Source organism: Acinetobacter sp. NigerLNRRAM0016, assembly GCF_054112845.1.
In genome coordinates this window covers 50,414-74,487 of the sequence record NZ_JBSYVT010000007.1, presented here as the reverse complement: position 1 = coordinate 74,487, position 24,074 = coordinate 50,414, and the positions used below count along the sequence as shown (strand labels likewise).

Here is a 24,074-nt window from a genome sequence, read left to right as displayed (position 1 = left end):
TTGGTGGGCTACGCCTATAATATACCGACTTAAAAAGCCGTAGACTTTTCTAGATATGTTGTATTCTCTAGCCCGCCCTTTGTTGTTTTCTTTAGCACCAGAGCGTGCACATGAGCTAACATTATCCTTACTGAAATCAGCCCATGCGATGGGGATGATGCGTCAGCATGTTGCAGCTAAACCTGTGACCTTTATGGGTATTGAATTTCCAAATCCTGTAGGATTGGCTGCTGGTTTAGATAAAAATGGTGCTTATATTGATGCCTTAGCTGCACTTGGCTTTGGCTTTATTGAAATTGGAACCATTACCCCACGTCCACAAGCGGGCAATCCGCAACCTCGTCTTTTCCGTTTGCCACAAGCAAAAGCCATTATTAACCGTATGGGCTTTAATAATGATGGTGTGGATAAACTGATTGAAAATGTCAAAGCGGCAAAATTCAAAGGTGTACTTGGGATTAATATTGGTAAAAATGCCGATACTCCTGTAGAAAATGCGGTAGATGATTATCTAATCTGTTTGGAAAAAGTCTATAACTATGCTTCATACATTACCGTCAATATTTCTTCTCCAAATACAAAAAATCTACGTAGCTTGCAAAGTGGTGATGCGCTGACTGAGTTGTTAGTTACCTTAAAGAAACGTCAGCTTGAATTGGCGGATGAACACCAGCACTATGTACCTTTAGTGCTTAAAGTAGCTCCAGATTTAACTCCAGAAGATATTGCATTTATTTCGCAGCAACTGATTGCCAATAAAATTGATGGTCTGATTGTGACCAATACTACTTTGTCACGCGAAGGCGTAGAAAATCTACCACAAGGTGATGAAGCGGGTGGTTTATCTGGTGCGCCAGTCTTCGAGAAAAGTACGGCGTGTTTATCGGCTTTTGCTCAAGCATTAAATGGTCAAGTCCCACTGATTGGTGTTGGTGGAATTTTGGCGGGTGAACAAGCGCTGATTAAACAAAATGCAGGGGCAGCACTTGTACAAGTCTACAGTGGCCTCATATATACAGGACCTAAACTGATTAAAGATTGTGTCGATGCTATGCTTGCAAAATGAATACCATTGATATATTCATCCTGATCATTTTGCTCATTGGAGGGCTAAACGGTTTGCGACAAGGATTTGTTAAAGCCTTTGCGAACTTGGTGGGTTGGATTTTTGCACTGATTGTCGGTGCTAAATATGCCGCACTCATTGCTCCTTCAATGGGGGTGCTCAGTCAAGATCCAGTGGTTCAGAAAATAGCAGCATTTGCATTCATTGTCTTGGTCATCATCGTATTTACTTGGTTAGCCACAGCATTGTTAAATGGTGTGTTAAGCACCTTGAAGTTGGGTCCGCTCAATCGCCTTGCGGGTGGAGCGTTTGGAACACTGAAAGGGTTGATGGTGGTTTTAATTACTATGCAGGGCTTAAGTCCATGGGTGGAAAGTTCTCCACATTGGAAGCAGTCCAAAGTCGTTCAATCCTTATTGCCTTATGCGCCATGGGCTGCCCAGTTATCGAAAGACGCAGCGCACGAAGCGCTTGAACATATTCAGTCGGAAGGTACACAGCAATCTTCCCACTCCTTGTCTGAACCAACGCCAAAAGATCATTCGCGTTCAGGCAATTCAACAAATAATCCTTTTTATTAATCCTAGCTTGTCTGCGAGGTTGCTATGTGTGGAGTTGTTGGTATAGCTGGTAAATCACCCGTTAACCAAATGTTGTTTGATGCATTAACGATGTTACAACATCGTGGACAAGATGCAGCTGGGATCGTAACTTGCCACGAAGGACGTTTATTTCTTCGCAAAGACAATGGCATGGTGCGTGATGTTTTCCATACTCGTCACATGCGTGCCTTACTGGGTAACTATGGTATTGGCCATGTGCGTTATCCAACAGCAGGTTCTTCGAGCAGTGCTGAAGCGCAACCATTTTATGTAAACTCACCTTACGGTATTACTTTGGCACACAATGGTAACTTGACCAATGCTGAAGAAATTCATGATGACCTGTTTAAAACAGATTTACGTCACATGAATACCGATTCGGATTCAGAAGTGTTACTTAACGTTTTTGCGCATGAGTTGCAAAAGCGTAGCAAATTAGTGCCGACTCCTGAAGATATTTTCCATGTAGTTTCGCGTGTACATGAGCGTTGTAAAGGTGCTTATGGCGTGGTTGCGATGATTACGGGTCAAGGTCTGGTTGGTTTCCGTGATCCAAATGGTATTCGTCCACTCATTTACGGTTCTCGTGTAACAGAAACGGGTGAGATGGAATATATCATTGCATCAGAATCTGTTGCGATTACGGCACTTGGCTTTAAAGTTGAGCGTGATATTGCACCTGGTGAAGCGATTTTCATCAACGCAGATGGTGAAATGTTCACACAGCAATGTGCTGAAAATCCACAATACCGTCCATGTATTTTTGAATATGTGTACTTCGCGCGTCCAGATGCAACGATTGATGGTATTTCTGTGTATAAAGCCCGCTTGAAAATGGGTGAGAAACTTGCGCACAAGATTCTGAATGAATGGGGTCAGGAACACGACATTGATGTGGTCATTCCTATTCCTGATACTTCACGTACTTCAGCATTAGAGCTGGCTAATACGTTGGGTGTGAAATTCCGTGAAGGATTTATGAAAAACCGTTATATCGGTCGTACCTTCATTATGCCAGGTCAACAGCAACGTAAAAAATCTGTTCGTCAAAAACTTAACCCTGTAGAGCTTGAGTTTAAAGGTAAAAATGTGTTGCTGGTGGATGACTCGATTGTACGTGGTACGACGTGTAATGAAATCATTCAAATGGCACGTGATGCTGGTGCTAAAAAAGTATTCTTCGCTTCAGCAGCGCCAATGGTGAAATATCCAAACGTTTACGGTATTGATATGCCTGCGAAGAAAGAGTTGATTGCTTCTGAACGTAGTGTTGAAGAAATCCGTGAAATTATTGAAGCAGATCGCTTAATTTTCCAAGACTTGGAAGACCTTAAAGCGGCAATCCGCACCAGCAAAGTACCAGATTTACAAGAATTTGACTGTTCTGTATTTGATGGTGTATACGTGGCTGGCGGCATTGATACTGCGTATCTGGATGAGTTGGAACAAAAGCGTAGTGACACAGCGAAAAAATCGAAAGATGGCTATATTGATGTCAACATCGATGCGGCTTCAGTAGATTTGACGGGTGTGACCGAGCAATAATTTTCAAAGGTTATGCGTGAAAAAGGTGGGTAATTCCCGCCTTTTTCATTTATGATGTGGCTGAATTACAATGTAATAAAGGAACTTTACATTGAAAGAAATGGGTGGCTTTTTGATCAAAAATAAAAATATGATGTGGTCTGCCAGTATCTGTGCATTGGCTGTTCTTTTGACCATGTTTATCCTCAATACAGTGTTGGGGTTGTTGGTCTATTATTTTGATCAAAGCCAATCTATTTTTTGGCATGAACTCAGTCCCTATGTCATCGCTTTATTGTTGCTGATCATCGGCTCTTCTATTCTGTATGAATTCTATGTCTTTCGTTCTGGTGGTCATTCACTGGCGAAACAATTGCGTGCAAGACGTTTAAGCCTAATTGAAAGTACACCTGAAGAATTTGCAGCGCTCAAAATTACCGAACAACTCTCCGAACGTTTTCTCATTGATACACCTGCTGTTTATGTGCTGCCTGATGAAGTGGGGGTGAATGCACTGACTGCGGGTTTCTTGCCTCGCGATATTGCAATTATTTTGACTTGGGGGGCATTACAAAATTTGGATGAGTCTGAATTGTTTGGCTTATTAAGTCATGAGTTTAATCAGATTTTGTCAGGCGAAACTACGGACAATACCCGATTGAAAATTTTGTATAGCGGTCTCACAACCTTTAGCCAATGGGGTAGTAAAGTTGCGAAATTGGGCTTCAGTCGTCAGGGTTATGATCAACCGCAAAAATTTGAAACCATTTTAGTGGCTTTGGGTGGTGTGATTTGGCTGGTTGGGAGTATGGGGGTGTTAATGACGCGCTTCATTAAATACCTGACGCTAGGCAGCCGTACCTTTAGAAATGATTTAAAGACCAAACGTCTGATTCAGAACGATGCCAATATTCAAACCTTGTTGCGTATTTATGTGCATCATGCGGGTTCGCAAATTCACAGCGAATATTCAGAATCGATTTCACATATGTGTTTTGCTAACTCATTGAGTCCGCAAAGCTGGATGAATATTCATCCAGATATTGAGCAACGAATTTATGAGTTGAATCCTGGTTTGGTGCAAGACCTACAATTGGAAAATCTAAAAAGATTAAGAAATCAGCCATTATTTAGTCTGTTTCGTTCATTGGAAGAAACCAATGCGGAATATTATACCCCGTGGAGTTCACCGCAACCCTTGCCTTTATTGCGTTTATCTCCAATAAGCTTTGCAATTAAAGATGCGATTAAGCCTTTAAATCCAGAAGTGCGCAGCACCATGCAGCGCCCAGAGTTGATTGAGCGTGCATTACAAACTGCCACGGGTTCGCGCGAGGTGATGGTGGCGATTTTGATGATTCGTCAATATCGCGAGTTTATTCCTGCTGAAGCTGAAGTTAGTCGTGCCATTATTGATGCATTGCTACATTTAGATGGTCGAGTCCATTTATCTATTTTTCATGAAGCATGTGCCAACATTGGTGGTATGCCAGCAACCATTGCACGACAATTTGTGACTAAGCTTGCGCGGATTATTCAGGAAGATGGAGAAATTGGCTTGTTGGATGCGTTGTTGTTGGAGCGGGTTAAATTTGAATTAAACCTGTTACCAGTACATACCCCAACGGCCTTGGATGAAGTAAAACCGCAAATTGTACGTTTGATTGATGCCTTACTGCATGTCCAGCAGATTAATAGCGATAACCAACTTACGGTGCGTGAGCGCATATTAAAAAAGATTCTGACCATAGATGAGTTGGATATTTACGAAGAAATATCTGATGAGCCGATTGATCTTGCTGAGATCGTGCATGATATTTCGGGGTTGCTGTTGCGCGATCGTCTCATTATTTTGGGCATTGCAGAGCTGTGCCTATGGAATGACCGTATCATTACTCAAGATGAATTGGATGTTTTGGAGCTGTTGTATTGGCGATTTGGCTTTGAAACTTCAGAAATTGTCGAGCAGATGCAGAAGAAAAATAGTTTAATGATTATGTGATTAAGGTATAAATGTAGAGTTTAAAGGTATCAATAAGTGTTTTAATAAAGCACAGCAAAATAATGCGAATGTCGTTAGAATAGCGACAAAGATTGAGATGTTGAACATAAAGATGATGGGGCACCAGCGAGATATATTGGCAACAATGGGAATCGATATTTGGATTCCTAGAACTCTCGCGCGTGTACAACACTTTCAGCCATCTGGTTTATGGCGCGATCAAGCGCAACCCGAAATTATTACTGAGTTAGCCCTAAGTCAAGTTGAGCTTCCTGTCTCTGGTGAATCTGATATTCCTGAAATAGATGATGCTTTAACTCAGTTTGTTGAAATTGAAAAGGAAAATGCTCAACAAACACCTAAGCCAGTCACTCCAGTCGCAGCCGAATTACAATCACAACCTGCTATTCAAATTGAAGCTTTTGAATTACAGGCAGTAAGTCTTGCTACCTGTCTCATCGTGTTGGATGCTTCTCAGTTAACTGAAGCTCAGGCAGAACTTTGGGCTAACATTCAGCAGGCTATCCCCGTAGAATATCATGAATTAAAGTGGCCATTTCCTTTGCTTGAAATGCAAGATGGACGAGGCGCTGGCAGTTATGTGCAGGGCTTTATCGATGCAATTGGTGTAGACAAAGATCTGATTGCGTTGGGGGATATCCCTCATTTACAACAGGTGGAGTTACATCGTTTGGCGAGCTTGCAGGAAATGCTGGAGCAGCCCATTTTGAAAAAACGGTTGTGGCAGTTCATGCAAAAATCACTCAATACACGGATGAATGATGAATAAAAAAGTTGTTGTTTTTAGCCAAATTGACCCTGAAATTTTAACCCGCTTACAAGCTCAATATGATGTGGTGGTGATTGATCCGAAGCAAGGCGACGTCAATCAACAGATTCAACAGCATGTTCAACATGCGGATGGCATGATCGGGGCTGGGCGTTTGCTCAATGAAAGTAATCTCGCTGGCGCACAACAACTTAAAATCATCTCGAGTGTCAGTGTGGGTTATGACAACTATGATGTGGGTTATTTAAGTCAAAACCAGATTTGGTTAAGCCATACGCCGCATGTTTTAACGGAAACCACTGCAGATTTGGCGTTTACATTATTAATGAGTGCGGCGCGTAAAGTGCCGTATTTAGATCAATGGACCAAAACAGGCGAGTGGAAGCGTACCGTTTCTCAAGCTCAGTTTGGACAAGACATTTATGGGAAAACACTGGGAATTATAGGTCTAGGCAATATTGGTGCTGCGATAGCACGTCGCGGCTTATACGGTTTTAATATGAATATTCTGTATCATAACCGTCGTGAAAAATTAGAAATGGCACAGCCGTTGAATGCGCAATACTGTAGCCTTGATGAATTATTGCAACAGTCTGACTTTGTCATGGTTGCGGTAGATTTGAATGCAGAATCAAAAGCATTAATTTCTACTGAGCAGTTTGATTTAATGCAGCCACATGCGGTGTTGGTGAATATAGCCCGTGGTTCTGTTATTGATGAGCAAGCCTTAATTCAGGCACTGAAAGAACGCAAAATCTTTGCTGCAGGATTGGATGTATACGAAAAAGAACCACTACAAGATTCAGAGTTATTCCAACTAGATAATGTGGTGACCTTGCCACACGTGGGTTCAGCCACTACGGAGACGCGTAAAAAGATGGCGGAACTAGCTTATCGTAATTTGGTTGATGCTTTGGAAGGGCGTCAGCCAGCTTATTTGGTCAATCCTGACTTTTAAAATATTGATAACACATCATTGCAAATCCCTTGCTGTTTCAATGTTATAGTCTGCTCAGAACGAATAAGATTTTGAGATGTAGTATTGAAACGGTTTTTCGTCATTGGTAGTTTGTGTGCAATGGCTCATATCACATGGGCGGATGCAATGCATTTTTCATCTAGCCCTCAGTTTAATGTTCCTGAAATTGGCAGTGGAATAGGCTTAATTGATCGTCAAAATGAAAAAATGATTGGCGAAAAAGTCTATCGTGAAGTGCAGCATCAGTTACCGATTGCACATAATGCTTGGCTGGAAGATCAGCTCTTATTGGTATTTTCAAATATTCTCAGCCAGACCCAGCTCGGGCAGCCGATTGGTTTGGTCTTGGTCAATGATGCTCAAATTAATGCTTTTGCTGTGCCTGGTGGTTTGTTTGCATTAAATACTGGCATGATTACTTCTGCACGTAATATGGATGAGGTTGCAGGGGTGATGGCGCATGAGATTGCTCATGTGACCCAGCGACATTACAGTCGCTCACAGGAAGCATTTAAGGGGCAAAGTCTGTTGGCCTTGGCAGGTATTATTGTGGGGGCTTTGGTCGCCTCACAAGCCGATGGTAATGCGGGTGCTGCAGTGATGATGGGGTCGCAAGCTGCATTGCTAGATAATCAGTTAAGCTATAGCCGTAACCAAGAACGCGAAGCTGATCGTATAGGTATGCAGTATATGTACGCAGCGGGTTATAACCCTCAAAGTATGGCGGATTACTTCGAGGTGATGCACCGTGCCACCAGTCGAGTCAGTTTTCTGCCTGATTTTTGGCTGACGCATCCTCTTACGACTGAACGAATGAGTGAGGCACGTCTTAGGGCGAATCAGTTGCCACAAGTGAAAGGCAGTATGCGCGATGAAAATTTTGAAATATTAAAGTTGTACACATTGGTGGTGTCAAATCAGGCGACAGAACAGCAATTACAAAACTTGGCGAAGCGTGGGGATTTTGCAGGACAATTGGCCTTGGCTGCATTTTATAGCCAGCAAGGTGATTTTGTATTGGCGCAAGCACAATTGGATCAACTTAAAAAACAAAATAAGTTACACAATTTACTCACTTTAATTCAAACAGATGTTTATCTTGGGCAAAATAAATTAGATGATGCTTATCAGATTATTGCTTCGCCTGCACGGATTATGCCTGAAAACCGTGCTTTAGCCTATAAACTGGCGGAAGTGCTGATTCGTCAAAAGCAACCCGCACAAGCCAGTGCACTGGTACAAAACTTTGTGAACCAAAATCCACGTGATATCACGGGATGGCGCTTACTGCAACAAGCGGCGAATATTGATGTGGCTTCACCTTTGCGTGCAGTGAATGTATTGCGTTATCGTGCAGAGGTGGAGTACTGGAGTGGATTGGAAGAAGGTGCTATAAAATCATTATTGCATGCACAGCGTTTAGCGAAGGACAATACGGCAATGTCTGAGCTGCTCAAGCAGCGAATTGATCAGATGCAAAAGGAACGCCAGTTAAAGATTTAAGCATTAAATAGACATCATCCTTGTATAACATAACAACAAGAGGAGAGATAAAATGATTGAAGGACAGTGTTTATGTGGTACGGTCAGTTACCGTTATCATGGGGAAATTGAAAAAACAATTCTATGTTATTGTCAGCATTGCCAACGAGCACAAGGTGGTTTTGCAGGGTGGAACAGTCCATTGCAAAAGTCACTGTTTGAAATTGTGCGTGGTGTAAAAGTATTGAAAGAGTATTTTCATAGTCCAAATAAGGCGCGTGTTTTTTGTCAGGAGTGTGGCAGTCCTATTTTTTCATACCGTGTAGACTTGCCTGATGTGATTCGATTACGCTTGGGCACAGTAACTCTGGGGAAGATTCCTGCGCCCACTGAAGAGGCATATAAGCAATATAAGCCTGAATTTATTCAAATAAAATAATCAGCGCTAGTTTTGCATGAGTCCGCGCTGTATCATGATGTTCAATCATTTTTTTGATTTTAATGGTTCTAATGAAGAATAAAGTCCAGTTTCTAGCAGCACTTTGGCTTGCTGTTTCTTGTGGTTCAGCTTTTGCAAGTGTCGAAGATTATGTGGTTGCAGTGGATAAAATTAATCGCACATACAAGGCAGATGTTCGTCAGTTTTTTGGGCAACTTAATCCGCATCAAACCAGTTTTACCGCAGAGCAACAAACACGTTATTGTGGCATTGTGGGGCGTTATGTTGATCAGCTTTATACTGCGGCAGATAAAAATAGAAGTTCTTTAGATGCGCAATATCGTAATTTGACTAAGCGAGATGTAATTCAACAGGTTATGTCATCAAAAGAAATGATGATTTTAAAGAAATATAATGTGCAGTGTAATTTGACTTAAAAGGCTGTTATCTATGAACTGTCTTGTTTACGTAAAGGCAGTTCAACGATAAAGAAAGAGAGTTTTGAAAGATTAAGCGAGTTTTGCTTTGATTTTTGCAGAAACTAAAGCAGGATCGGCGCGCCCGGCTATGAGCGGACGCAGAGAGTTCATCACCTTACCCATATCTTTCATGCTAGTAGCTTCTTGAGCAGTAATTGTTTGCCCAATGATAGAATCAAGCTCTTCCTCAGTCATAGCTTCTGGTAGAAATTGAGATAAAACATCAATTTCGGCTTGTTCCTTACTAGCTAAATCATCACGACCAGCACCTTCAAAGGCTTTGATCGATTCTTTACGTTGTTTGATTTGCTTTTCAATGACCGCAAGAGTTTGAGCATCGTCAAGCTCTTTGCGCTCATCGACTTCGATTTGCTTGATTGCTGCTTGTAGACTACGAATGACCGTTAACTTATCCATTTCTTTAGCACGCATAGTTGCTTTTAAAACTTCAGTTATTTGGTTTTTTAAAGTAGTCATTTATTTTTCCAAGTCGTCAATCAATCACAAATTAATCTTAGTAAAGGCGTGTAGTACGAACTGATTCGCGCGCCAATTTCTTTTGGTAACGCTTAACAGCAGCAGCTTTTTTGCGCTTACGTTCTTGAGTTGGTTTCTCATAGAATTCACGCTTACGAACGTCAGCTAAAACACCTGCTTTTTCGCAAGAACGTTTGAAACGACGGATAGCTACGTCTACTGGTTCGCCTTCTTTCAATTTAACTTGTGGCATGAAGAATCCTCATTAAGTTATGGATAAGATCTCGGCATGATTGCCTTGATCACAAGTGAAGGTCAGTATTTTACTCATTTACATCTCATACCACAAGTCTATAATAGGTTTCGCTTTGGATTTGATATAGGTTGTAGGCAGTTTAATGATCGTTTTAGGCTTAGAAACATCGTGTGACGAAACAGGTTTGGCACTGTATGACAGTGAAAACGGCTTACGCGGGCAAGTTTTATATAGTCAAATTAAGCTGCATGCAGAATATGGTGGTGTCGTACCAGAATTGGCGTCACGTGACCATGTGCGTAAACTGATTCCTTTATTGGATCAACTACTTTTAGATAGTGGTGTGAAAAAATCTGAAATTGATGCGGTTGCCTATACCCGTGGACCGGGTTTAATGGGCGCACTCATGACAGGTGCTTTGTTTGGTCGAACTTTGGCTTTTGCACTAAACAAACCTGCAATTGGTGTGCATCATATGGAAGGACATATGTTGGCACCTTTATTGTCTGCGACACCGCCTGAATTTCCTTTTGTTGCACTGTTAGTGTCTGGTGGACATTCTCAATTGATGGCTGCCTATGGTATTGGTCAATATGAATTGCTTGGCGAGTCGATTGATGATGCTGCGGGCGAAGCCTTTGATAAAGTTGCGAAAATGATGGGCTTGCCATATCCGGGTGGTCCAAATATTTCTAAATTGGCAGAGCAGGGTGATCCAAACGCTTTTGCTTTCCCGCGTCCGATGTTGCATCAAGGCTTGGAGTTTTCATTTAGCGGTCTAAAAACAGCCGTATCTGTACAAATGAAAAAATTAGGTGATGAAAACCGTGATGCGGATATTGCGGCAAGTTTCCAAGAAGCGATTGTGGATACTTTGGTTAAAAAATCGATTAAAGCCTTAAAGCAAACAGGTTTAAAGCGTCTGGTTATTGCAGGTGGTGTAAGTGCAAATAAGCGTTTACGTGAACGTCTGGAAGCAGATTTGGCTAAAATCCGTGGACAGGTCTATTATGCAGAACCTGCTTTGTGTACGGATAATGGTGCCATGATTGCATTTGCGGGCTACCAACGTTTAAAAGCGGGTCAGCATGATGGCTTGTCTGTAACGACTACACCACGTTGGCCAATGACAGAATTAACGCAGCCAGCAGAAATTTAAAAATAGATTATTTGCTTGAAGTATACAAATTAAAAAAGCCCGACATCCTGTCGGGCTTTTTCGTATGGGTTGCTAGGTATAACTCCTGTCGTACCTCACGTCCTGGTGCTGAACTTATGATTATTGTTTTATGTTTTGGAACATCCTGTTCTCTATGGCTTCATCATATGAGTTTAGTGGGGAATTGAATAGCAGAGATCTGCCTAGATTGGTGTAAGCCAAGGCTTACAGAGTTGTAATACACTTACCCCTAGGGTTATCCACAGAAATTGCGGATAAAATTAAGGGTGCTAAGTGTTGATTTATTTGGATTTAATGAATTTTAGCGTGTTTTTTGTTCTATTTTTCCTGTTAAAAGTTTCAAACGTGTTTAAAGGTGGAGGTGAGAGTAATCGTTTTATTTAAAGGGATGACTTATCTTTGGATATAGTAAAAATCTTGTTGAAAAGCCATTATGTTAAATGGATTTTGGTGAGCTAGAATTTGGTTGCTATTTGGTATATTAAAACACTAATTTAATTAATGATTAAAGGATGATTCGATGGACTATAGATGGATCGACGAAAAACATGCAGAAGACATATCTAAACTCGCAATATGCTTAACTGAAGAAATTATACAAAGAACTGGGATTCCGAGCTTTGATATTGATTTGCCGTCAACCATAAAGTTATGTAATGAGTTTTTAGAACAAAATAAATATTCAGTGATTGCAGCCTTTCATGATGAAAAGATTATTGGCTTCGGGGCTTTATGCGAAAGTTTTTCACTTTATGCTGATGGGAAGTTTGGAATTTTACAAGAATTTTATGTGTTACCTGAATATCGCTCAGAAAAAGTAGGTCATGGACTTCTGGAGTCTATAAAAAAGCATGCTAAAAAAAATAGCTGAAAACGAATTGAACTATGTACTCCTTCTCTTCCTGCATTTGATCGTACGGTGTCATTTTATAAAGAGAATGGATTTGATCGGACAGGTGGTTATAAAATGCGATGTTTAATTCAATAAGAATCATTGTATTTTAACCGCTCATCTGAAGGTTTGCTAAAATTAGCACAATATATCTGATGTTTTAATTTTATTGATAAATAAATCATGTATTTATAATTGTAAAAAGCCCAATCTTCACCGATTGAGCTTTTTTTATAAAAGAATTTTCGAATAAAAGTTTGACATTGTTCAACTAAACAACTTTAAAAAACTAAAGTTGGTTTAATTGTTGAGATCCGACCCAATGTTTCGAAAATTGATAGGCTGCACGCCCTGAACGTTGTCCACGTGCCTGACACCATCTGAGGGCTTCGCCACGTGCTGCATCGGTCATGGGCATATTCGACTTAGCTAAATAGTGTTCGACAATTTCTAAGTAAAGCGCTTGATCCATAGGGTAGAAAGATAACCACAAGCCAAAACGGTCAGACAGAGAAATCTTTTCTTCAATCGCTTCTTGTGGATGTAGCTCTGTGTATTGTGGCACATCGACTCGCGTTACAGGCGTATTTTCATGCATGAACTCAGGTAACAAGTGGCGACGGTTACTGGTGGCATAAATAACAAAATTACTTGAGCCAGACTGTAATGAACCATCTAGCACACTTTTTAAGCTGCGGTAGTTTTCATCTTCCGCGTTAAAGGCCAAATCATCACAATAGACAATAAACTTTTCAGGACGGTTTTGAATAATTTTCTGAATTTCGGGTAAATCAGACAAATCATCACGTTCAATCTCAATTAAACGTAGACCTTGTGCTTCGTATTGGCTTAAGAGCGCACGAACAATGGAAGATTTACCAGTACCGCGTGAACCTGTGAGCAAGACATCATTGGCAGGTAAGCCTTTAAGGAACTGCAGTGTGTTTTGAATGACTTTGGCTTTTTGACGTTCAATCCCTTTCAAATCATCCAGTTCGATTTTCTTGGGATGAAAAATTGGAATGAGTTGCTGGTTTTGCCACTTAAATGCTGGGGCAGAGAAATCAGGTTCTTGCTTGAGTGTCGGGAGTGTCTGTTGTAATTGCGCCAGAACTTGAGTGAGGGATTGTAAAATGGTGTCAGGTAATTCGATAGTTGCCATAGTCATTCAGCTTATAATTACGATAAAGTAGCAAATAAGACCAACATCAGCCTTGGTTTTAGACTGTATAGTATTATGACCATGATTGCTAATCGAATCGTAATTCGCTTAAGTCAAATTTTAAAATTGAAAATGAAGAAGTTAAGTTAATGTATTTAAGCGCAGGTGTTTGAGGGAAGCTATGTTATTTCAAGAATTCATACAGGACATGAATCCGTGTCAAGCCTATCGTATAAAAAAACTAAAACGACAATTAGAGCAAGCGGAAAGCTATGCCGAGTGGAAGAGTATTGCGCTCAAGATTGACCAAGAGTCAGGGGCGCAAGAGTGGAAATATGACAATTGTTCTCCTTACTTTGATGCGGAAATGATTTCGTATCGTCTTAAATTACTCAAGCGCTATCGTTATCAGCACCGTACCCGTGACTTAATGTATTTGTTACGTGAAGGTTTAACCTACGATATTGCCAATATTGCACATCCGATGCTGTTTGCAGCAACTTTGGTTGGCACTAAAACCATCATTGAAGATTATGTGGAAGAGGTGAGTGCAAGTTTAGCGTTTATTGCCTCGGATTCCTGTGAATGTCTTGCCTATGCGGAAAAACTGGACTTTTTCAAGCATTGTGAACGGGCTTATGGTCAGCCAGCCTTGATGTTTTCTGGAGGGGCAACCTTAGGGCTTTTTCACACAGGTGTATGTAAAGCACTACTTGAGCAGGATTTGATGCCAAAAGTGCTTTCAGGCTCCAGCTCTGGTGCGATTATGACTGCCATGTTGGGTGTCTCGGAGCCTAGCAATGTTTCGGGCATATTGAATGGTGAGAATTTTTTTAGCGAAGCTTTTCACTTTCGAAAATTGCGAGATTTATTAAAAGGCAATGGTGGTGTTGCAGACGTTAAATACTTAAAGAACTTCCTTGTCGAAAATTTAGGTAATTACACTTTTGAGGAAGCCTTCAAGAAATCAGGACTGTATATCAATGTTGCAGTCGCCCCTTATGATGCAGTGCAAGATGCCCGCATTATGAATACCTATACCTCACCTGACTTATTGGTGTGGAGCGCAGTGCTTGCGTCATGTGCGGTACCTATCCTGTTTCCGCCTGTAAAGCTCACCAGTAAGCGTTACGATGGTGAGCATACACCTTATATGGCAACGACCCGTTGGGTGGATGGTAGCGTGCGTAGCGACTTCCCACAGCAGAAAATGGCACGCTTATATAATTTGAACTACAGCATTGCCAGTCAGGTCAATCCTCACATTGTGCCATTCATGCAAGATGATATTTCGCGTTTCCGACGTGATATGTTGAGCTGGCCAGAGCGTATTATTCGTCGCCAAGGAAAAGTTCTTGCCAAAGGGGTGATGGATTTCACTCGTGAACGGGCAGGAAAAATACCATCAGTACGCCGTTTACTCGATCATGGTTATGGTGTGGTCGATCAGCGCTACTATGGGGATGTCAATATTATTGGCAGTTATAGCATGCGCCATTACAGTTATATGTTACAAAACCCGCGTCCACACCTGTTCAAGTTGTTACAGCGAGAAGGTGAGCGTGCAACCTGGCCGAAAATTTCCAGTATTGAAACTCATGCGCGAATTGGTAAAACCATTCAACACGCATTGGAACTCCTTAACTATCAGCAATTGCATCCACAACCGCATGTCCAAGCTCATACTGCCTGATTTTAAATATATCGAAGGCTTAGTCCTTAAAAGCAAACCGAATAGCCTGCGATACGGACGCAGGCTTTATTCATTTGAGTGTCAAAGAAAAGGATACTGGTTAAAAATACAGTTACAGCAGGGGCATCCTAGTTATCTCATGGGATTTCAGCGCGAATTAGCGTTTTATCAGCAATGTCTAGGGTCTGAAGGGCTATCTAAGATCACATTGCCCCCTAAAATCGTGTCTAAGGCGTTTTTAGGTGAAATAGGGCTAGAAGTCGAACAGGAGCAATCCTTAACACATACGTTGCTTCTACCAGAAGCTACGCCATTTTTTGCAGTTAGCCCACAGTCATGGTCTGTGCAGATGATTCAGCATCATTTGCTACGTGCTTTAGATGTACTTGATGATTTAAATGAAGCGGGGTGGTTGCATGCCGATTTAAAACCAGAACATTTTGTGGAATATGATGGAGAGTTAAAGTTAATTGACTTCGAGCAGGTACAGTCGATAGGGCAGTCTGCACAAACTGAAATGAATGCAACCCCGCGTTATATGGCACCCGAACTTTTTCATGGCGAAGCCAAAACAGTATCAACAGATATTTATGCTCTGGGTATTATTTTCTATGAATGGCTGTCTGGACAGCGATTAAAGGCAGAAAATTATACAGATTGGGCATATTTACATTGTCAGCGCCTAAATATTGAGCTTCCTGAGAAATTTTTAGTATTTCAACCGCTTTTGTCGAAGATGTTAGCAAAGCATAAAGCGCATAGATTTGACAATTTTTATGCAATAAAACGTGCCTTAGTGACTGAAATTGCTTAAGAAAAGTACATAATCGCGGTTTTTGTTTTATATTTAATCAAACAAGAGGTTTTTTCATAAAAAGGGCTTGCCAGAGGGGAGTGATCTCTATAATATACACAGCCATCGGGGGCGTGGCGAAATTGGTAGACGCACTGGATTTAGGTTCCAGCGCCGCAAGGTGTAAGAGTTCGAGTCTCTTCGCCCCCACCACTTAATCATCAGTTGATGGTGTTTAGGTAACAGAGGATTGGTGTAATGGTAGCATGACGGTCTCCAAAACCGTTCGTCAAGGTTCGAGTCCTTGATCCTCTGCCAAATTTTTCACTTAGTGTGAAACCCAGTATGGGGGCGTGGCGAAATTGGTAGACGCACTGGATTTAGGTTCCAGCGCCGCAAGGTGTAAGAGTTCGAGTCTCTTCGCCCCCACCACTTAATGAACTGGGAAGATTAAAGCAAGGTTAACACCTTGTTTTTTTTCGTCTAGAGAAAAGTAAATTCAAAAATGACTGTCAATATGAAACATCATCTAGATGCTTTTGAAGATCTTGCTGTGCTTTTTAAAAGGATGAGGAGTTGGCTTGAATTTGTTACTGTCTTTGTGGCTTAAAGGTTTGTGATGATGTTGATGAAAACTGGATTTCTTGTTGATCAATAAAAAAAGCCCCGAAGGGCTTAAAAATATAGGAATAGCGACTCGATGAACTGTGAATACGTGTACAAGCTATTGAATTGCTTTTATTGTTAAGCTTTTAAGTGATCTTCAAACTCTTCGCCAAGCTGCATAGCCAACGAATTACCTGCTAAATCACAAGTAACTAAACCATATTCTTTTTTAAAACTAAAAGTAAAACCACGATCATCAGCGAGGGTTTTGACTGAGTAACCTAATTTTTCTAACCAAATACGAAATGCGATTAAATTTTTTGCTTTTACAACCTTCTTCACGAGACAACTCCTGTAAACATATAAATATTTAATAGGGATAGGCTAAATTTTTTAAAGGGCAAAAACCTATTTTTTTATTTATATGCTTTTTTTTGCCTAATTTCTATGCTGATCTGTAAATCGCTCTGAGTTGTGGAATGGGGCTGAAGGTTAGTAGTTCGACGTGCTTTTGAGTGATTGTATTGAGCTAAATATTGGATTTATCTTCAATTCTTATTTCGTGTCACCAATGATGTGCAACTTGATTATTTCTCAAGGTTTAGCATGCTTGAAATATTTTGTTATGAGAAATAATTTTCAAGTAGCAATTAAAAAGCTCACCGAAGTGAGCTTTTTTTACAAAGGAAGGATTAGAGACCAGCAGAAGACTTAAGCGCTTCAACTTTGTCTGTTTTTTCCCAAGTAAATGCAGTATCAGAACCTTGGCGACCAAAGTGACCATATGCAGCGGTTTGCTTGTACATAGGTTGAATTAGGTCGAGCATACGAGTAATGCCGTATGGACGTAAGTCAAAGTGTTCACGAACCAATTGGATAATCAATTCATCAGCCACTTTGCCTGTGTTGAAAGTGTTGATAGAAATAGAAGTAGGCTCAGCAACACCAATTGCATAAGACACTTGAATTTCACACTTGTCTGCCAAGCCAGCAGCAACAATGTTTTTCGCAACATAACGACCAGCATAAGCAGCAGAACGGTCAACTTTAGATGGATCTTTACCAGAGAAAGCACCACCACCGTGACGCGCCATACCGCCGTAAGTATCTACAATGATTTTACGACCAGTTAAACCACAGTCACCTACAGGACCGCCAATCACAAACATACCTGTTGGGTTGATGTGGAATTTGGTGTCCGCATGGAACATTTCAGCAGGAATAATTTTCTTCACGATTTCTTCAATCACAGCTTCTTTTAAGTTAGCTTGTGAGATTTCTGGATCGTGTTGAGTAGACAATACAACAGCATCTAAACGTACTGGTTTGCCATTTTCATAAGCAAAAGTCACTTGGCTTTTTGCATCTGGGCGTAACCACGGTAATGAGCCATTGCGACGCAATTCAGCTTGCTTTTCCATTAAGCGATGCGCATATGAAATTGGCGCAGGCATAAGTACGTCAGTTTCACGGCTTGCATAACCAAACATTAAGCCTTGGTCACCCGCACCTTGATCTTCAGGCTTCTGACGGTCAACACCTTGAGCAATTTCAGGTGACTGTTTGCCAATCATGTTGATCACGGCACAAGTCGAACCATCAAAACCTAAGTCAGAGTGGTGGTAGCCAATACCATTAACAGTTTGGCGTACAACCGCTTCAACGTCGATATTTGCAGTTGTTGTGATTTCGCCAGCAAGTACGACAGCACCCGTTTTTACAAGCGTTTCACAAGCAACCCGCGCATATGGGTCTTCTTTTAAGATTGCATCCAAGATAGCATCACTGATTTGATCAGCCATTTTATCTGGATGGCCTTCGCTTACAGATTCCGAAGTAAATACAGCGTACTCGCGCATAAGTCCTATCACAGTTAATTTTAAAGACGCAATATGTTACATCGAGTTAGACTTTAGGACTAGCTCATCTTGTATAAAAAAGGATGAATTTATTTCAATTCAATGACTTTTTATTTGATATAACCATCTATAAAACTGATAAAGAAGGAATAAATAAAAAGATACTCAATATTTAGAGCAGATAAATTACACAATTAGATGCGATTATTTTAGATACAAATCATGGTCTATTTGCTCCAAACCAGTCAAATGACTAACCTTAAGTTCAGTTATAGCAACTTAATCTTTCATTTATATTTAAAAATAGTACAGTTTGAATGTGTTTGGCGTTAGCGCAGAGTTCTGCTTTAGGGTTAAGGGATTTTTACTGCAATGCTGTAATGGGGGTATAAGTTCTATTCAAGGATTGGTTATTCGTATTCTTTACCAGCCATATAGATCCTTCGCAATATGCAGCCAAAGGATGACTAAAAGATAGAAGTTTATCAGGCACAAAAATGACTGAGATGTTAGATGCAACAAATCAGTCAGATTATGCAGATTGGTGAATCGATATCCTTAAGCGTATTTTGAATTAGTTAAACTGATAGGTGTACGATAAAATTAAGCGTTCATCAGGATTGTTTAAATAGGTATTGTTATCCATCATGAAAGCCATGGCGTTGAATGAATGACGCTTTTGGACTAAATAACCCAGACCTAAACCAGCAAAGTAACCTTTATGGTTTTCACCTGCATCATTTTCTGAGCCATAGCTACCCACGGCAAAGCCCATCATCGTGAGCTCTGGGGTAAATGGTTTTAAAGCAAAAACACCTAAATAGCCGCTACTGCCAGAAACTTCCACCATGCTAAAGCCACTTTCTGCATTCGGCATGCTGGCTAAATCAGACAAATTAGCACACTCACCATTCGGGTTGGTACAGCGTGGGGATTCACCATCATTATAGGTATAACCTGCTGTAGGAAATATTTGAATCCCAGCAGGCTCAAAGCCAAAATAGCTTAAGGGCATAAATGTACCAATACTGTAATTGGTCTGGTTTGCGCCATTGATATATTCGCTTTTACCAAAGTTAAAATTCACAATACCAATTGGAAAGAGCCACGAGCCACCTATGCGCCATTCGCTGGCATCACTATTAATACGAGCATTGAGTTTTTTTGCCTGACCGATGGCATAAGAGCCAGAAAATGAATAATTATCATCATTAAAATCGAAATTGTTGGCATAGGAGACACCAAGTTTGGTAGTGACTTTGGTGGGGTCGTCCGCTAGTTTTTCAGTATTGCTATTTAGTGGTTGCTTCTGCTGCCATCACACTGCCTGCGAACATGAATATGGCGATGGCATAAAGGGGAGTTAATCTCATAAAAACCTCTAGTGTTATATCGTTATCGGGCTATTTATTGATTCTCATGCGGGATGAGAGTGTCATTTTTTATACTTAATGGAAATATACTACAGAATCAGGTTGTTGATGAATTCATCAAACTGCAAATTGCTAAAAACATTTTGATCCTAAAATGATGAAAAGATGCTGGATTACTTGCGCTTACGATTAGGGATTTTGGATTATGTAGCACTTTACGCGAGTGATTTTATTCAAACCTAGTGATTGCCTGCACTTGAATTGATGCTTATTGAAACGCTCATTAAAACATGGTTTAAAATTTTATTTTGTAGCTATGTATTGAACTGCATTCAATTCAAGATATTGATGTGGAAGCAGTGATTTAGCTTTTCGCGGGTCAGACACAATGGATGTTGTGTTGAATTGGATGATTAATCAAGAAAGATAAGCGTGTCCCTAAAAATCAAAACTTAAAATAACCCTGCCTGCAAGTCCACATAAGTAGCAATTAGTAGGGAAAAATTGTGTATAAGGCTTTACCCACTCCGCTTTTTTTAAGACAATAGTGCCTAGTTTTGAATGTGATATTCATCTTCTTTAAATTGTTTTAATTGGACTCTGATCTATGACAACCCCTTTGAACGAACGTCGTGTTGCAAATGCAATTCGTGTATTGGCTATGGATGCTGTGCAAAAAGCCAACTCAGGACATCCAGGTGCACCAATGGGGATGGCAGATATTGCAGACGTCGTTTGGCGCGAATTCCTAAACCATAATCCGACGAATCCACAATGGGCGAACCGTGACCGTTTTGTATTGTCGAATGGTCACGGCTCAATGCTTCAGTATGCATTGTTACATTTAACGGGTTATGAGCTTTCAATTGAAGATTTAAAAGCATTCCGTCAACTTCATTCAAAAACTCCAGGTCACCCTGAATTAGGCTATGCACCTGGTATTGAAACTACAACTGGTCCATTGGGTCAGGGTATTGCAAATGCTGTAGGCTTTGCATTGGCTGAAAAAACTTTAGCGGCGCAGTTCAACAAAGAAGACCTCACAGTTGTTGATCACTTCACTTACTGTTTCTTGGGTGATGGCTGTTTAATGGAAGGTGTTTCACACGAAGTGTGTTCACTTGCAGGTACTTTAGGTCTAGGTAAGTTAATTGCTTACTATGACGACAACGGCATTTCAATTGACGGTGAAGTAGAAGGCTGGTTCTCTGACGATACAGAACAACGTTTCAAATCTTACGGCTGGCAAGTGCTTCGCGTGGATGGTCATGATAACGATGCGATTCGCGCTGCAACTTTAGAAGCGAAAGCGGAAACTCAAAAACCGACCATCATTATTTGTAAAACAATTATTGGTTTAGGTTCGCCTAACAAGCAAGGTAAAGAAGACTGTCACGGTGCACCACTTGGTAATGATGAAATTGCATTAACACGTGAAGCATTAGGCTGGACTGAAGGTCCATTTGAAATTCCTGCTGATGTTTATGCAGCTTGGGATGCGAAAGCGAAAGGTGCTGAATCTGAAGCGGCTTGGGATGCGTTGTTTGCTCAATATGCAGCTAAATATCCAACTGAAGCAGCGGAGTTAAAACGTCGCCTTTCAGGTGAATTACCAGCTGAATTCCTTGCACAAGCAGATGCGTTCATTGCTGAAACCAATGCTAAAGCAGAAACAATTGCAACGCGTAAAGCAAGCCAAAACACTTTACAAGCATTTGGTCCATTATTGCCTGAATTATTGGGTGGTTCTGCTGACTTGGCGGGTTCTAACTTAACGCTTTGGAAAGGTTGCCAAGGTGTTCAAGATAACCCTGCTGGTAACTATGTACACTATGGCGTACGTGAATTCGGTATGACTGCAATGGCGAATGGCGTTGCTTTACACGGTGGTTTCATTCCTTACGTTGCAACATTCCTTATGTTTATGGAATATGCACGTAATGCGGTGCGCATGTCTGCACTCATGAAACAACGCGTAATTCATGTGTATACGCATGACTCAATTGGTTTAGGTGAAGATGGTCCAACGCACCAACCAGTTGAACAAATTGCATCTTTACGTGGTACACCAAACCTAAATACATGGCGTCCAGCAGACACTGTTGAAACTGCCGTTTCTTGGAAGTCTGCATTGTCTCGTCAAGAAGGTCCTTCGGCGTTAATCTTCTCTCGTCAAAACTTGCCATTCCAAACACGTACTCAAGCGCAAATTGAGAACGTGGCAAAAGGTGGTTATGTATTGGCTGAAGAAAAAGGTGAATTAAAAGCGATTATTATTGCAACAGGTTCTGAAGTATCTTTAGCGATGGAAGCTTACGCGCAATTAGAAGGTGTGCGTGTCGTTTCTATGCCATGTGCTGAAGAGTTCATAAAGCAAGATGCTGCGTACCGTGAAGCTGTTTTACCTGCTCATATCCGTGCACGTGTAGCGGTAGAAGCTGCGCATGTTGATTACTGGTGGAAATTTGTTGGTCTAGACGGCAAAGTGATCGGTATGACTACTTATGGTGAATCTGCACCTGCGAAAGACTTGTTCCAATTCTTCGGTATTACGACTGAAGCGGTTGTGAATGCGGTTAAAGAATTGACTGCTTAATCGGTCATTTCTAAATAAAAAAACGCCTCACAATGAGGCGTTTTTTTATGCGCTTAAAGTTTATAAATCATAACAATAAGAACAGATAAAACTTTATTAGAGATGGATCGCACTGCTAAAAGCCTTAGGGTTTTATATTTCTTAAAGTAAATAGTTCTAGCTTTATTGGAGAGATGCTGAATTGGCATGCAAGCGATTCATTTACTGTGTAATTTGTCACAATCGTTCTACTAAAATTGAGAATCATATTAATTCGTTAAACTGTTCTAAATTTGAAACATATCGTCTTATACATAACAGTGAATTATAATTTCAAAGGTATACACTAATAATCATTCTGAAACGAGATACAATCACATGAACTTAAAAACATTAACTTTGGGTTTGGCCGTTGCTTCAGTTGCAACATTCTCTATGGCAAAACCTGTTGCATATCAAATTGATCCAACACACACGGCAACTGTGTTCTCTTGGAGTCACTTTGGTTTCTCTACGCCATCTGCAAACTTTAGCGATATTCAAGGAACAATTAATGTTGACAATGACAAGCCAGCAAATTCTTCAGTAAATGTGACAATTCCATTGGCAAGCTTAAACACCAATGTAAAAGCATTAGATGAGCATTTGAAAAAAGCTGAATTCTTTGATGCCATCAATTATCCAAACATTACCTTCAAAAGTACGAAAGTAGAATCTTTAGGTAATAATCAATATAAAATTACAGGTAACTTAACGGTTAAAGATGTGACTAAACCTGTTGTGCTTGATGCGGTGATGAACAAGCAGGGTGAGCATCCGATGACTAAACTTCAGTCAATTGGCTTCAATGCGACGACTTCTTTTGACCGTTCAGCATTTGGTGTTGGTGCTTATGTACCGAATGTAGGTGACAAGATTACAGTCAATATTACGACTGAAGCATCAGTTCCTGCGAAGAAATAATCTCCCCACGATTTCTTCGGGAAAGTAAAAGGCACTCATTGGGAGTGCATTTTTTATATCCGTTACTTTTGGAGAAATATAGCGGATCGATCAGATTAAGCGTTCTTATTCAATATGTTGCATGAAAAACTGTAAGACTTGCGGGGAATGTTGTTCTAAGGTTGGTGCAAAGCGTTGGTTATCTGCACGTAGGCTAGGAATATCAATCTTGGCGTGGCGGAGTTCACTGGTATGCCCAATCAACCATTTTTCCATTGCATCTGCGGCAACCTCAATATGAAATTGTAATGCCAAAATGTTGTTACCCAGCTTAAATGCTTGATGTGGGTAAAGGTCAGAGCTTGCCAAAAGTTCAGCCTGTTCAGGTAAATCGAAGGTATCGCCGTGCCAGTGTAAAACTGGAGTCTCCTGAAGTGATGCAAGCGGGTTCTGGGCGACAGGTTTAATCTCCAAACTGCTCCAGCCTATTTCTTTTTGTGCGCCAGCATAGACTTTGGCACCGAGCGCATGCGCAATCAATTGTGCGCCTAAACAAATCCCGAGCGTGGGTAAATTACGCGCGAGTCGCTGCTTGAGCAGTTCAATCTCTTGGGTAAGAAATGGGTAGTCTGCCGTTTCATAGACTCCAATTGGACCGCCTAAAATGACCGTGAGCCCTTCATGTTCAAGTGCTTTACGTAAATCATCAACTCCTGCCTCTACGTAACGCACACGAAAGCCCAGTTGATAGAAAGTATCTTCTAATGCACCAAGGTCTTCAAAAGCAAGATGCTGAATGGCATAAATCGTTTCAGGGAAATCGGGAGCTGTTGTTTTCATACGCTTTAAATTGTGATGAATAAACGAAATAGTTTTGAATATATACCAAAATTATAACGCTTC

Annotated in this window: 22 protein-coding genes and 3 tRNA genes; 18 read left to right on the top strand and 7 right to left on the bottom strand. The window is 40.8% G+C overall.

From position 1 onward, the window contains the following. Window positions 1–55: 55 nt before the first annotated feature. The 9 genes from ACWQ4X_RS06825 to ACWQ4X_RS06785 all read left to right on the top strand — a co-directional run bounded on the left by ACWQ4X_RS06825 (window position 56) and on the right by ACWQ4X_RS06785 (window position 9,321). The gene (locus ACWQ4X_RS06825) at window positions 56–1,066 is read left to right on the top strand and encodes a quinone-dependent dihydroorotate dehydrogenase (protein ID WP_457903181.1); all 1,011 of its coding nucleotides are present in this window, start codon (window positions 56–58) and stop codon (window positions 1,064–1,066) included. Then, window positions 1,063–1,647 (top strand): CvpA family protein, encoded by a 585-nt coding sequence (locus ACWQ4X_RS06820; RefSeq protein WP_142768970.1) that lies wholly within the window; start codon window positions 1,063–1,065, stop codon window positions 1,645–1,647. Before ACWQ4X_RS06825 ends, ACWQ4X_RS06820 begins: the two co-directional genes overlap by 4 nt. Before the next feature lie 24 nt (window positions 1,648–1,671). Continuing rightward, window positions 1,672–3,213 (top strand): amidophosphoribosyltransferase, encoded by a 1,542-nt coding sequence (purF, locus tag ACWQ4X_RS06815; RefSeq protein WP_100243131.1) that lies wholly within the window; start codon window positions 1,672–1,674, stop codon window positions 3,211–3,213. Window positions 3,214–3,313: 100 nt separating this feature from the next. Further along, the gene (locus tag ACWQ4X_RS06810; protein WP_457903219.1) at window positions 3,314–5,194 is read left to right on the top strand and encodes a M48 family metallopeptidase; all 1,881 of its coding nucleotides are present in this window, start codon (window positions 3,314–3,316) and stop codon (window positions 5,192–5,194) included. Between the two features lie 97 nt (window positions 5,195–5,291). Next, a complete protein-coding gene (locus tag ACWQ4X_RS06805; RefSeq protein ID WP_457903180.1) occupies window positions 5,292–5,984 on the top strand; it encodes a hypothetical protein in 693 nt (230 codons plus the stop codon). Continuing rightward, the gene (locus tag ACWQ4X_RS06800) at window positions 5,977–6,942 is read left to right on the top strand and encodes a 2-hydroxyacid dehydrogenase (RefSeq protein ID WP_457903179.1); all 966 of its coding nucleotides are present in this window, start codon (window positions 5,977–5,979) and stop codon (window positions 6,940–6,942) included. Before ACWQ4X_RS06805 ends, ACWQ4X_RS06800 begins: the two co-directional genes overlap by 8 nt. Window positions 6,943–7,062: 120 nt before the next feature. Continuing rightward, complete coding sequence (locus ACWQ4X_RS06795) at window positions 7,063–8,466, top strand: M48 family metalloprotease (RefSeq protein ID WP_457903178.1); 1,404 nt, start codon at window positions 7,063–7,065, stop codon at window positions 8,464–8,466. Between the two features lie 52 nt (window positions 8,467–8,518). Next, a complete protein-coding gene (locus ACWQ4X_RS06790; RefSeq protein ID WP_457903177.1) occupies window positions 8,519–8,884 on the top strand; it encodes a GFA family protein in 366 nt (121 codons plus the stop codon). A gap of 71 nt (window positions 8,885–8,955) precedes the next feature. Further along, the gene (locus ACWQ4X_RS06785; protein ID WP_457903176.1) at window positions 8,956–9,321 is read left to right on the top strand and encodes a hypothetical protein; all 366 of its coding nucleotides are present in this window, start codon (window positions 8,956–8,958) and stop codon (window positions 9,319–9,321) included. Window positions 9,322–9,393: 72 nt separating this feature from the next. Here the strand turns inward: ACWQ4X_RS06785 and ACWQ4X_RS06780 are convergent, their stop codons facing one another. Then, entirely contained in the window at window positions 9,394–9,840 is a 447-nt protein-coding gene (locus ACWQ4X_RS06780) for a GatB/YqeY domain-containing protein (protein WP_100243125.1), read from the bottom strand. 37 nt (window positions 9,841–9,877) lie between these two features. Next, complete coding sequence (gene rpsU / locus ACWQ4X_RS06775) at window positions 9,878–10,093, bottom strand: 30S ribosomal protein S21 (RefSeq protein WP_001136722.1); 216 nt, start codon at window positions 10,091–10,093, stop codon at window positions 9,878–9,880. A 145-nt stretch (window positions 10,094–10,238) separates the two neighbouring features. On the opposite strand from rpsU, the gene tsaD reads away from it, so the two are divergent. Next, window positions 10,239–11,255: a tRNA (adenosine(37)-N6)-threonylcarbamoyltransferase complex transferase subunit TsaD gene (gene tsaD / locus ACWQ4X_RS06770; protein ID WP_457903175.1), complete on the top strand. Its 1,017-nt coding sequence runs from the start codon at window positions 10,239–10,241 to the stop codon at window positions 11,253–11,255. Between the two features lie 541 nt (window positions 11,256–11,796). Continuing rightward, entirely contained in the window at window positions 11,797–12,147 is a 351-nt protein-coding gene (locus ACWQ4X_RS06765) for a GNAT family N-acetyltransferase (protein WP_457903174.1), read from the top strand. Between the two features lie 310 nt (window positions 12,148–12,457). Here ACWQ4X_RS06765 and ACWQ4X_RS06760 read toward each other — a convergent pair whose 3' ends face one another. Next, entirely contained in the window at window positions 12,458–13,330 is an 873-nt protein-coding gene (locus tag ACWQ4X_RS06760) for an ATP-binding protein (protein ID WP_457903173.1), read from the bottom strand. Window positions 13,331–13,511: 181 nt separating this feature from the next. Here ACWQ4X_RS06760 and ACWQ4X_RS06755 point away from each other — a divergent pair, with 181 nt between their 5' ends. From ACWQ4X_RS06755 to ACWQ4X_RS06735, 5 genes are all read left to right on the top strand, one after another. Then, window positions 13,512–15,023, top strand: a complete 1,512-nt coding sequence (locus tag ACWQ4X_RS06755; RefSeq protein ID WP_457903172.1) for a DUF3336 domain-containing protein — start codon at window positions 13,512–13,514, stop codon at window positions 15,021–15,023. Next, window positions 14,929–15,837: a serine/threonine protein kinase gene (locus ACWQ4X_RS06750; protein WP_457903171.1), complete on the top strand. Its 909-nt coding sequence runs from the start codon at window positions 14,929–14,931 to the stop codon at window positions 15,835–15,837. Before ACWQ4X_RS06755 ends, ACWQ4X_RS06750 begins: the two co-directional genes overlap by 95 nt. Window positions 15,838–15,944: 107 nt before the next feature. Beyond that, window positions 15,945–16,029 (top strand) — tRNA-Leu (locus ACWQ4X_RS06745). 31 nt (window positions 16,030–16,060) lie between these two features. Next, a tRNA-Trp gene (locus ACWQ4X_RS06740) sits at window positions 16,061–16,134 on the top strand. Window positions 16,135–16,163: 29 nt separating this feature from the next. Further along, window positions 16,164–16,248, top strand: a tRNA-Leu gene (locus ACWQ4X_RS06735). 312 nt (window positions 16,249–16,560) lie between these two features. On the opposite strand, the gene ACWQ4X_RS06730 is transcribed toward ACWQ4X_RS06735, so the two are convergent. The 3 genes from ACWQ4X_RS06730 to ACWQ4X_RS06720 all read right to left on the bottom strand — a co-directional run bounded on the left by ACWQ4X_RS06730 (window position 16,561) and on the right by ACWQ4X_RS06720 (window position 19,368). Beyond that, window positions 16,561–16,764, bottom strand: coding sequence for a hypothetical protein (locus tag ACWQ4X_RS06730; protein WP_100242376.1), 204 nt, complete (start codon window positions 16,762–16,764; stop codon window positions 16,561–16,563). 350 nt (window positions 16,765–17,114) lie between these two features. Further along, complete coding sequence (metK, locus tag ACWQ4X_RS06725) at window positions 17,115–18,281, bottom strand: methionine adenosyltransferase (RefSeq protein ID WP_100242377.1); 1,167 nt, start codon at window positions 18,279–18,281, stop codon at window positions 17,115–17,117. A 574-nt stretch (window positions 18,282–18,855) separates the two neighbouring features. Next, the gene (locus ACWQ4X_RS06720) at window positions 18,856–19,368 is read right to left on the bottom strand and encodes a hypothetical protein (protein WP_457903170.1); all 513 of its coding nucleotides are present in this window, start codon (window positions 19,366–19,368) and stop codon (window positions 18,856–18,858) included. A gap of 893 nt (window positions 19,369–20,261) precedes the next feature. On the opposite strand from ACWQ4X_RS06720, the gene tkt reads away from it, so the two are divergent. Together tkt and ACWQ4X_RS06710 are read left to right on the top strand one after the other, a co-directional pair. Then, window positions 20,262–22,250 carry a transketolase gene (gene tkt / locus ACWQ4X_RS06715; protein ID WP_457903169.1) on the top strand — a complete coding sequence of 663 codons (1,989 nt, stop codon included), beginning with the start codon at window positions 20,262–20,264 and terminating at the stop codon, window positions 22,248–22,250. Window positions 22,251–22,607: 357 nt separating this feature from the next. Beyond that, a complete protein-coding gene (locus ACWQ4X_RS06710; RefSeq protein ID WP_100242380.1) occupies window positions 22,608–23,192 on the top strand; it encodes a YceI family protein in 585 nt (194 codons plus the stop codon). A 105-nt stretch (window positions 23,193–23,297) separates the two neighbouring features. Here ACWQ4X_RS06710 and ACWQ4X_RS06705 read toward each other — a convergent pair whose 3' ends face one another. Then, window positions 23,298–24,011, bottom strand: coding sequence for a glutamine amidotransferase (locus ACWQ4X_RS06705; protein WP_457903168.1), 714 nt, complete (start codon window positions 24,009–24,011; stop codon window positions 23,298–23,300). Window positions 24,012–24,074: the final 63 nt, after the last annotated feature.